Annotated in this window: 1 protein-coding gene; it reads left to right on the top strand. The window is 64.4% G+C overall.

Annotated features, from left to right (window positions below; translation table 11 throughout):
- Positions 1-285: 285 nt before the first annotated feature.
- The gene (locus ACFWAY_RS53945) at positions 286-810 is read left to right on the top strand and encodes a YceI family protein (protein ID WP_378516564.1); all 525 of its coding nucleotides are present in this window, start codon (positions 286-288) and stop codon (positions 808-810) included.
- Positions 811-1,025: the final 215 nt, after the last annotated feature.

Here is a 1,025-nt window from a genome sequence, read left to right as displayed (position 1 = left end):
CCGACACCGACCCAGAGGGCGAGACATAAGGCGAGTGACCCGCGCTTTCCGCCGGACCCCCGTTGGCCTGGGTGACGTAGTCCTGTTTGACGATCCGCCACCGGGGCCAGCGCGAGCCTCCATGAGACGCTCGGCCACGTAGCTACGATCGATACTTGCCAGAGGGTGTCCATCTCCGGGCTGAGCCCGGTTGAGGCCGATGGTCGGTGACACCCCGATCAGGCGGCCCGCTCCCCGACCCGAGACCTTCTCTGACTACGGATCGCCACCTACCGGAGGTACACGATGACATCGCCCATGGAGCCCGTCCCCCATCTGTCCACGCTCGTCGGGTCCTGGACTCTGGACCCTGCTCGCACCTCGATCGCTTTCCACACCAAGGCGTTGTGGCTACTCCCGGTCACCGGGACTTTCCATGCCGTCGAGGGCGCCGGAACGGTCAGCAACGACGGAAGTATCACCGGCACCCTGGTCGTCGACGCCACCTCCGTGAACACCAAGAACAGCAAACGCGACGAGCACCTGCGCTCCGCCGACTTTTTCGACGTCCAGAAGTACCCCACCATTATTTTCACCGCGACAGAGGCACGACCCGCCGAACCGGGACACCTACATCTCGGCGCCGATCTGACCGTTCACGGCCAGACTCGACCGCTCACCGTCCCCGCCCATGTTGTTGCCACGGAGGACACCGCGGCGGTCACCGCCGAAGTACACCTCGACCGCAGCAGCTGGGGCCTGACTTACACGAAAAAGGGCTCCCGCCTCGCCACCCACGTCGTGATCAAGGCGCACTTCATCAAATCCTGACCAACCGGCAGCGTGGCTGATCGAGGCAGGCTCCGTAAGAGGCACGCTCCGTAAGAGGAACCTGCACCGGCACGTCCCGAAAGCCGACGCAAATACTCGACCAAGCTGACGGTGACGTCACCGGTGCCGGTGCTGAGCTACAGCGGCTGGAGGTCGTGCCGGCTTCCTCGACGAGAACTCTCTCTTCAAGAGCGCCTCGTAGGGCGGAGTCAGGC

The organism is Rhodococcus sp. NPDC059968 (genome assembly GCF_042738615.1).
Classification (GTDB): Bacteria; Actinomycetota; Actinomycetes; order Mycobacteriales; family Mycobacteriaceae; genus Rhodococcus_F.
This window is presented reverse-complemented; position numbering and strand designations above follow the sequence as displayed.

What these genes read in the sequence shown, in the direction of transcription:
- ACFWAY_RS53945 (WP_378516564.1), top strand. Translation starts at nt 286, where the DNA reads ATGACATCGCCCATGGAGCCCGTCCCCCATCTGTCCACGCTCGTCGGG.